This is a genomic window from Hyphomicrobium sp. (assembly GCF_035572195.1).
GTDB lineage: Bacteria > Pseudomonadota > Alphaproteobacteria > Rhizobiales > Hyphomicrobiaceae > Hyphomicrobium_B.
In genome coordinates this window covers 1-8,783 of the sequence record NZ_DATNBA010000070.1, presented here as the reverse complement: position 1 = coordinate 8,783, position 8,783 = coordinate 1, and the positions used below count along the sequence as shown (strand labels likewise).

10 protein-coding genes and 2 tRNA genes are annotated in these 8,783 nt (G+C 60.0%); all 12 read left to right on the top strand.

Annotated features, from left to right (window positions below):
- The first annotated feature begins 150 nt into the window (after nucleotides 1–150).
- The gene (locus VN623_RS06580; protein ID WP_325569341.1) at nucleotides 151–381 is read left to right on the top strand and encodes a hypothetical protein; all 231 of its coding nucleotides are present in this window, start codon (nucleotides 151–153) and stop codon (nucleotides 379–381) included.
- Nucleotides 382–514: 133 nt separating this feature from the next.
- Nucleotides 515–588: transfer RNA gene (locus VN623_RS06575), tRNA-Gly, on the top strand.
- Between the two features lie 27 nt (nucleotides 589–615).
- A complete protein-coding gene (locus VN623_RS06570) occupies nucleotides 616–1,215 on the top strand; it encodes a short chain dehydrogenase (RefSeq protein WP_325569339.1) in 600 nt (199 codons plus the stop codon).
- 145 nt (nucleotides 1,216–1,360) lie between these two features.
- Complete coding sequence (locus VN623_RS06565) at nucleotides 1,361–1,747, top strand: YbjQ family protein (protein ID WP_325569337.1); 387 nt, start codon at nucleotides 1,361–1,363, stop codon at nucleotides 1,745–1,747.
- A 106-nt stretch (nucleotides 1,748–1,853) separates the two neighbouring features.
- Nucleotides 1,854–1,929: transfer RNA gene (locus VN623_RS06560), tRNA-Trp, on the top strand.
- Between the two features lie 92 nt (nucleotides 1,930–2,021).
- Nucleotides 2,022–2,219 (top strand): preprotein translocase subunit SecE, encoded by a 198-nt coding sequence (gene secE, locus VN623_RS06555; protein ID WP_325569335.1) that lies wholly within the window; start codon nucleotides 2,022–2,024, stop codon nucleotides 2,217–2,219.
- A 50-nt stretch (nucleotides 2,220–2,269) separates the two neighbouring features.
- Nucleotides 2,270–2,845 (top strand): transcription termination/antitermination protein NusG, encoded by a 576-nt coding sequence (nusG, locus tag VN623_RS06550; protein WP_325569333.1) that lies wholly within the window; start codon nucleotides 2,270–2,272, stop codon nucleotides 2,843–2,845.
- A gap of 215 nt (nucleotides 2,846–3,060) precedes the next feature.
- Nucleotides 3,061–3,507, top strand: a complete 447-nt coding sequence (rplK, locus tag VN623_RS06545) for a 50S ribosomal protein L11 (protein WP_325569331.1) — start codon at nucleotides 3,061–3,063, stop codon at nucleotides 3,505–3,507.
- Between the two features lie 4 nt (nucleotides 3,508–3,511).
- Entirely contained in the window at nucleotides 3,512–4,267 is a 756-nt protein-coding gene (gene rplA / locus VN623_RS06540) for a 50S ribosomal protein L1 (protein WP_325569329.1), read from the top strand.
- Nucleotides 4,268–4,627: 360 nt separating this feature from the next.
- Complete coding sequence (gene rplJ / locus VN623_RS06535; RefSeq protein ID WP_325569327.1) at nucleotides 4,628–5,146, top strand: 50S ribosomal protein L10; 519 nt, start codon at nucleotides 4,628–4,630, stop codon at nucleotides 5,144–5,146.
- Nucleotides 5,147–5,263: 117 nt separating this feature from the next.
- Nucleotides 5,264–5,632, top strand: a complete 369-nt coding sequence (gene rplL, locus VN623_RS06530) for a 50S ribosomal protein L7/L12 (RefSeq protein WP_325569325.1) — start codon at nucleotides 5,264–5,266, stop codon at nucleotides 5,630–5,632.
- Between the two features lie 253 nt (nucleotides 5,633–5,885).
- The coding region (gene rpoB, locus VN623_RS06525; RefSeq protein ID WP_325569323.1) for a DNA-directed RNA polymerase subunit beta at nucleotides 5,886–8,783 on the top strand (2,898 nt) is incomplete at its 3' end.

Here is an 8,783-nt window from a genome sequence, read left to right as displayed (position 1 = left end):
CGCGAAAGGCGGCGCGCATCGCTCAAGCGTTCGCGGATTTCGCTGAGGCGCTCGTCGATCGATTTTGGCTTCGGGTGTTTCGACACAGCTTGCATGTAGTGCAAGCATGGCCTTGCGTCAAGCGCAGATCAATTGGCGGTCGTGGCCCCATTGCGGACCCCGCGAACGCTATCGGAACTGATCTCGCCGTCGGCCTTCATCGACGGCGTTATTTTGCGTTTGGCGCTCGGGGGCATGGGGTATGACGGTAACCCGGGCGAGCTGGCCAGGGTCACGCCACAATCGATAATACTGGAATGGCTCGTCGGGCTTCCGAAGATCGACGGCGGCCGGATGATCCTCGTGCATTTCGCCGAGTACGATAACGACGATTGGGATTAATGCGGTGCAGGCACTGGCGTAACGATGCGCGGGAGGACCGTGACCGAATTGCCCGTTTGTCACGTTTTGACCGTTTGCATGTTCTCGCGACGTGTGTCAGAAGCACCAATGTTTCCGGGCCTTAGAAGCCCTTGCGGGTGTAGCTCAATGGTAGAGCAGCAGCCTTCCAAGCTGAATACGTGGGTTCGATTCCCATCACCCGCTCCATCACTTCTCTAGCGGAATGGATGCTCGATGAAGGTCGTCGTTATCGGCGCAACCGGTATAATCGGCCGCGCCATCGTTTCAGAACTGAGCCCGCGGCATGAGATTATCGAGGTGGGCAAGAGCCGCAGCGTTCTCTCCGTCGATGTGCTCGACGCCGCTAGCGTTCAAAGGCTATTCGCGAAGATCGGCACGTTTGATGCCGTCGTGACGGCTGTCGGCAACGTCCACTTCGGGCCGCTTGCGACCATGACGCCGGACGAGTTTCGCATCGGGCTCAACGATAAGCTCATGGGTCAAATTAACGTGGTGCTGGCGGCGCGTGACCTCATAGCGGATGGCGGTTCTTTCACGCTGACGAGCGGTATCCTCAGCGACGAGCCGATCCGGGCAGGAGCAAGCGCCAGCACCGTCAATGCGGCGATCGATGGATTTGTGCGAGGCGCCGCGATCGAGCTGCCACGCGGGATGCGCATCAACAGCGTGAGCCCGACGGTGCTCGCGGAATCGTGGGAGACATACGGGCCCTACTTCCGCGGCTTCGAGCCCGTACCGGCAAAGCGGGTGGCCCTTGCCTATAGCCGCAGCGTCGAGGGTGCCGGCACAGGGCAGGTGTACCGGGTTTGGTGAGCCGCCGCCGCCGCCGGTTCAGGTCTTTACGTGAAGATCCCCGATTCATCGCTTCACCGGTCGCCAGCCGGAGAATCTAAGGCTAGTTTGATCTGCTAATGAAGCGAGCCGGCGCTCGGTGCCGGCCAGGGGGAGACGCGGCGCCATGCTCGTAGTGACGACGAACGACATCCAGGGCTACCGCATCGTGCGCCACCTCGGGATGGTCCGCGGCCTGACGGTGCGCTCGCGTAGCGTCGTCGGCAATCTCGGCGCCGCCATCCAGATATTCTTCGGCGGCAATATCACGGTCTATACCAAACTCGCCGAGCACGCGCGGCAGGAAGCGTTCGATCTTCTCGTCCAGCACGCCAACGACATGGGCGCCAATGCCGTGGTCGCGATGCGCTATGACGCCAACGAGATTGCTGCGGCTGTGACGGAGGTTTTGGCCTACGGCTCGGCTGTCATCGTCGAGCCCATTTCGCCTCGGTCGGGCGAGCACGCAGCTGAAGGGGCGGGGCCGTGGACCGGGGGCGGAACCAACCGCTAGACAAAAAAGGTATCTCACGGGGCTGACAAGCCCGCCAACTTCAGTTAAGGAAGCTCGCCCCGAAAGAGGCTGTTCGCCGCTTGGGCGTTTGCTCGTGCCGCGTTCTAGGGGTGTAGCTCAATTGGTAGAGCGTCGGTCTCCAAAACCGAAGGTCGGGGGTTCGAGACCCTCCGCCCCTGCCAGCCTCGCCGAGTTTTGATCTGCCGACCGACCCGGTTCGATAGCCGACGTCGGCGCGGCATGTTGTCGCATTTTGCGCCCAGAAAGCAGTTAGATGGCGAAGTTCAATCCTATAACCTTTATCCAGGAAGTTCGGCAAGAAACCGCGAAGGTGACTTGGCCGAGTTGGAAAGAGGTGTGGATCACGACTTTGATGGTGCTCATCATGGTCGCGATTACCTCTGTTTTCTTTTTGCTCGTTGATCAGACGTTGAGCTACATCGTGCGCTTCGTCCTGGGGGTCGGGAGCTGAAATTAGCTCACACATTTCCACTTGAGTGACGCGCAAGAGGGCCTTTGAGAATGGTTGTCGCGCAAGAACGCGAAGATAAAAAGACGGTCACCGGTACGCGCTGGTACATCGTTCACGCCTACACAAATTTCGAACGCAAGGTCGCCGACGCCATCCGTGAGCGCGCGAAGGCCGGCGGACTCGATAATCTGTTCGAAGAGATCGTCGTACCGACCGAAGAGGTCGTCGAGGTCAAGCGCGGTCGTAAGATTCCGACCGAGCGGAAATTTCTTCCGGGCTACGTGCTGGTCAAGATGAAGATGACCGACGCGGCGTTCGTGATGATCAAGAATACGCCGAAGGTGACGGGTTTTCTCGGTGCCGACAACAAGCCGATGCCGATCCCTGAGGATGAGGCGATGCGCATCCTCAAGCAGGTTACGGAGGGTGTTGAGCGTCCGAAGCCGACGATCACCTTCGAGATCGGCGAGAATGTGAAGGTGGCCGACGGGCCGTTCGCGTCGTTCACCGGTGTCGTCGAGGATGTCGACGAAGAGCGTTCACGCGTGAAGGTCGCCGTTTCCATCTTCGGCCGTCCGACGCCCGTCGAACTCGAGTTTGGTCAGGTCGAGAAGATTGCGAGCTGAGGGCATTCCTCGCTGGAGCTTTACTGGTGCGTAATTAGTGATGAGATTTCCGGCGCTAAAACGCCGGTAACCGTGGCGGGGCGATCGTTCCGAAACGGAGATGTGCGGGAGGGCAGGTTTGCATTGCGATGACGTTCGCAAGGACCGGCCCGCTGGACCGCTAACCCTGAGCCTCACGCCACAGGCGTTGCGGCTCTAACGCTGAAGGGGAACCCATGGCGAAGAAAGTCGACGGCTTTATCAACCTACAGGTGCCGGCAGGCGCGGCGAATCCATCGCCGCCGATCGGTCCCGCGCTCGGCCAGCGCGGTGTCAACATTATGGAATTCTGCAAATCCTTCAACGCCAAGACGAAGGATCTGGAGCAGGGCACGCCCATTCCGGTGAAGATCACGGTCTACTCCGACCGCTCCTTCACGTTCGAGATGCGTCAACCGCCCGCTACGTATTTGATCAAGAAGGCCGCCGGACTGAAGCCGACCGGCAAGGGTGGGTCGGGCTCGAAGGAGCCGGGCCGTCTCGTCGCCGGACAGGTAACGATCGCGCAGTTGAAGGAAATCGCCAAAGGCAAGCTGAAGGACATGAACACCGACGACATCGACGCCGCCGCCCGCACACTTGCCGGCAGCGCACGTTCGATGGGTCTTACGGTGGTGGAGTAGTCCGATGGCTGACAAAAAAGTTCAAATCAGTGCCGACACGATCAAGGAAACGCGCGAAGCCGGCGGCAAACGTATGCTCGCCGTCAAGCAGGGTCTTCCGCTCGGCAAATCCTATGCGATCGACGAGGCCGTGAAAATCATCAAGGCACGCGCCAAAGCCAAGTTCGACGAGACGATCGAAGTCGCCGTCAATCTTGGCGTCGATCCGAAGCACGCCGACCAGATGGTGCGCGGCGTTTGCAATCTGCCGAACGGCTCCGGCCGTACGGCGCGCGTTGCGGTTTTCGCGAAGGGCGCCAAGGCCGAAGAAGCGAAGGCTGCTGGTGCCGACATCGTCGGTGCGGAAGATCTCGTCGAGATCGTCTCGAAGGGGACGATCAATTTCGACCGCTGCATTGCGACGCCGGACATGATGGGCTTGGTCGGACGGCTGGGTAAGGTTTTGGGCCCTCGCGGCCTGATGCCGAACCCGCGCGTCGGAACGGTCACGATGGACGTCACGAGCGCCGTCAAAGGTGCAAAGGGCGGTTCGGTCGAATTTCGCGTCGAGAAGGCCGGCATCGTTCATGCGGGCGTCGGCAAGGCGAGCTTCACCGCTGAAGCGCTGGTTCAAAACGTCAGGGCTTTCGTTGATGCGGTCATCAAGGCGAAGCCGACAGGATCGAAGGGCACATATTTGAAGAAGGTATCGTTGTCGTCGACGATGGGGCCTGGCCTCAAGCTCGATACGGCGAGCGTTGCGACGGGGCCTGTGACTTAAACATTCTCAAGAATTCCGGGGTAACCCGGAAAACCCTGAACCGGGGCTTTCGGGCACCGGTTCAGCACTGTCCGAGATTGCGGGTGTCTTTCCGAAGCGCCGAGCCGGCTCGCCGGGTTGGATTCGACGGTCAGACCTAAGTCTCTCTCTTCTGAGAGCCTGCATGAGACAGAAGTGGATCGGATTTGAGGCGAGAGCCTCGTGATCCGGTTTGAACCTTCTGGGTCAGCACCGTGCCGCGGTCGAAAGCCGTCACGGGAACGAGGACAGACCAAGTGTCGCCCGATCCGCAATGGAGACGGCGGCAAGGTGCAACCCGCGGGGCTTCGGAAATGAAGTCTCGCAGCAAGGAGACGAGACGTGGATAGAGCCGCGAAACGTGAGCTCATCGACCATCTCCACGGCGTGTTGAAAGACACTGGCGTGGTCGTGGTTGCCCACAACACCGGCTTGGTGGCTGCTCAATCGGCAGAATTCCGCAGGCGCGTCAAAGACGCCGGCGGTTCTGTGAAGGTGGCCAAGAACAAGCTGGCGCAGCTCGCGCTCAAGGATACCGACGCCGAGGGAATCTCGGGACTGATGACGGGGCCAACGATTTTGGCCTTCTCAAAGGACCCGATTGCCGCGGCCAAGGCTGCCGTCACGTATGCCAAGGGTAACGAGAAACTCGTGATCCTCGGCGGCGCGATGGGCAAGACGATCCTCGACGCGAACGGCGTGAAAGCGCTCGCCGATCTGCCGTCGCTTGATGAACTCAGAGCCAAAATCATCGGACTTCTCAATGCTCCGGCGACGAAAATCGCCCGGACCATCAAGGAGCCGGGAGCCAAGCTCGCCCGTGTCATTCAAGCCAAGGCGGCGAAAAGCGAGGCCGCATAGCGCGCCAAAGCCAAGTTGTGGGGTTCTGATCGAGCCCTCGAACGCAACGCAGCACTGAAACCAAGGACTGGGGTGCTGCAACTCAACCCCTAGGTTCAAATCGGAAGGACACTATATATGTCTAAGATCGACAAGATCGTTGAAGATCTCTCGGGCCTGACGGTGCTCGAAGCTGCCGAACTCGCAAAAGCTCTGGAAGAAAAGTGGGGCGTCTCGGCTGCGGCCGCAGTCGCTGTTGCCGCACCTGCTGCCGCTGCTGCGGCGGTTGAAGAGCAGACGGAGTTCAGCGTCATTCTGAAGTCAGGTGGCGACAAGAAGATCAACGTCATCAAGGAAGTCCGCGCCATTACTGGTCTCGGCCTGAAAGAAGCCAAGGACCTCGTCGAGGCCGGCGGCAAGGCCGTGAAGGAAGGCGTGACGAAGGACGAAGCCGCAAAGCTGAAGAAGCAGCTCGAGGATCAGGGCGCCGTCGTCGAAGTGAAGTAATTCGTGCGCGCGCTGCGACCGGTTCTGCGGAACGGGGTCGTGGCGCGCCACTAACGCTACCGCACCCGGCGGCCGGCTCCCAGCAAGAGTCGTCGGGCGCAAATGTAAAACGGTTTTCCGGAGGGTCCTGGGGTTCGAGCAACCTCAAAAGGACCTTCCGGTGAACCGTTTCAAGAGACCGGGCTCTGTCTGGGACTCGAAGCGTGTTGCATTTGGATCGCGGGCCGCCCCCGCAAACGTCGAAGGGACCGAAATGGCTCAAACCCTCACAAGCCGTAAACGCCTGCGCAAGCAATTTGGTTCGATCGGCGAAGTCGCCGAAATGCCGAACCTCATCGAAGTTCAAAAAGCATCTTATGACGATTTCCTGATGGTGAAAGAACCGCCTGGTGGGCGGCTCGACGACTTTGGTTTGCAGTCGGTTTTCAAGGGTGTGTTCCCGATCTCCGATTTCGCCGGTAAATCGACACTCGAATTCGTCAGTTATGAGTTCGAGCCGCCGAAATTCGACGTTGATGAGTGCATGCAGCGCGACATGACGTATGCGGCGCCGCTGAAGGTGAAGCTGCGCCTGATCGTGTTCGATGTGAACGAGGAGACGGGCTCCAAGTCGATCAAGGACGTCAAAGAACAAGACGTCTATATGGGCGACATGCCGCTGATGACGTTGAACGGCACGTTCATCATCAACGGCACCGAGCGCGTAATCGTTTCGCAGATGCACCGCTCGCCGGGCGTCTTCTTCGATCATGACCGCGGCAAGACGCATTCGTCGGGCAAGCTGTTGTTCGCCGCCCGCATCATTCCCTATCGCGGTTCGTGGCTCGATTTCGAATTCGACGCCAAGGACAACGTCTATGTGCGTATCGATCGCCGCCGCAAGCTGCCGGTGACGACGATGCTGTATGCGCTGGGCCTCGACGACGAGGAAATCCTGGCGCACTTCTATAAGCACATCCCGATCAAGGAATCGAAGCGCGGCTGGAAGATGCCGTACTTCGCCGACAAGTTCCGTGGCGTCACGCCGCAATCGGATATCGCCGATGCCAAGACCGGCGAAGTGATCGCGCGGGCAACCGAAAAGATCACGGCGCGGCGGGCTCGCGAAATCGGCGACAGCGGTGTCAAGGAAATCCTGATTTCGGCGGAAGATCTCGCCGGCCGCTTCATCGCGGAAGACATCGTCGATCTCGAAACGGGCAAGATTTTCGCCGAAGCCGGCGATGAGCTCGATGCCGACCTGCTCACGGAGCTGAAGGGACAAAAGGTCAAGGAATTCCACATCCTCGACATCGACTACATCAATGTCGGCGCCTTCATCCGCAATACGCTCAACATCGACAAGAACGCCAATCAGCAAGAAGCGCTGATGGACATCTACCGGGTGATGCGTCCGGGCGAGCCGCCGACGATCGAGGCGGCGACCGCATTGTTCCAGGGCCTGTTCTTCGATTCCGAGCGGTTCGATCTCTCGGCCGTCGGCCGCGTGAAAATGAACATGCGTCTCGAACTCGACGCGCCGGATACGATGCGCGTGCTTCGCCGTGAGGACATCCTCGCGGTCGTGAAGACGCTTGTCGATTTGCGCGACGGCAAGGGCGAGATCGACGACATCGATCATCTCGGCAACCGTCGCGTTCGCTCCGTCGGCGAGCTGATGGAAAATCAGTATCGCGTCGGTTTGCTGCGCATGGAGCGCGCCATCAAGGAGCGCATGTCGTCGGTCGAGATCGACACGGTGATGCCGCAGGACTTGATCAATGCCAAGCCGGCAGCAGCGGCGGTCCGCGAATTCTTCGGATCATCGCAGCTCTCGCAGTTCATGGACCAGACGAATCCGTTGTCCGAAATCACCCACAAACGCCGTCTCTCGGCGCTTGGACCGGGTGGTTTGACGCGCGAGCGCGCCGGTTTCGAAGTGCGCGACGTGCATCCGACGCACTACGGCCGCATCTGCCCGATCGAGACGCCGGAAGGCCCGAACATCGGCCTTATCAACTCGCTCGCGACATTCGCTCGGGTCAACAAGTATGGCTTCATCGAGAGCCCATATCGCAAGGTCGTGAACGGCAGAGTGACGAACGATGTCGCCTACCTCTCCGCAATGGAGGAAATGCGCCACCACGTCGCCCAGGCGAACGCCGTCGTCGATGCTAAGGGGAAGCTCACCGAAGATCTCGTTACCGTTCGTCATAACGGCGACGTGATGCTCGTGCCGATCGACAAGGTCGATTACATCGACGTGTCGCCGAAGCAGCTCGTTTCGGTGGCTGCGGCTCTGATCCCGTTCCTCGAGAATGACGACGCGAACCGGGCGCTGATGGGTTCGAACATGCAACGCCAGGCGGTACCGCTGATCAAGGCGGAAGCGCCGCTGGTCGGCACCGGCATGGAAGAGCGCGTCGCGCAGGATTCGGGCGCGGCCATCGCCGCACGCCGGACCGGCGTCGTCGATCAGGTCGATGCAACCCGTATCGTCATCCGCGCAACGGAAGAGCAGGATCCATCGAAGCCGGGCGTCGACATTTATCGTCTGCGCAAGTTCCAGCGCTCGAACCAGAACACCTGCATCAACCAGCGGCCGTTGATCAACGTCGGCGACACTGTGCGTGCCGGCGATATCATCGCCGACGGTCCGTCGACGGAGTTCGGCGAACTGGCGCTCGGCAAGAACGTGCTCGTCGCGTTCATGCCGTGGATGGGCTACAACTTCGAAGACTCGATTTTGATGAACGAGCGCGTCGTTTCAGAGGACGTGTTCACTTCCATCCACATCGAAGAATTCGAGGTGATGGCGCGGGATACCAAGCTCGGACCGGAAGAAATCACTCGCGATATTCCGAACGTTTCGGAAGAGGCGCTGAAGAACCTCGACGAAGCGGGCATCGTCTACATCGGCGCCGAAGTGCATCCTGGCGACATTCTCGTCGGCAAGATCACGCCGAAGGGCGAAAGCCCAATGACGCCGGAAGAAAAGCTTCTGCGCGCCATCTTCGGCGAGAAGGCCTCCGACGTTCGTGACACCTCGCTCCGCTTGCCGCCCGGCGTCTCGGGCACCATCGTCGAAGTGCGCGTCTTCAATCGCCACGGCGTCGAGAAGGACGAGCGCGCGATGGCCATCGAGCGCGAGGAAATCGAGCGTCTGGCGAAG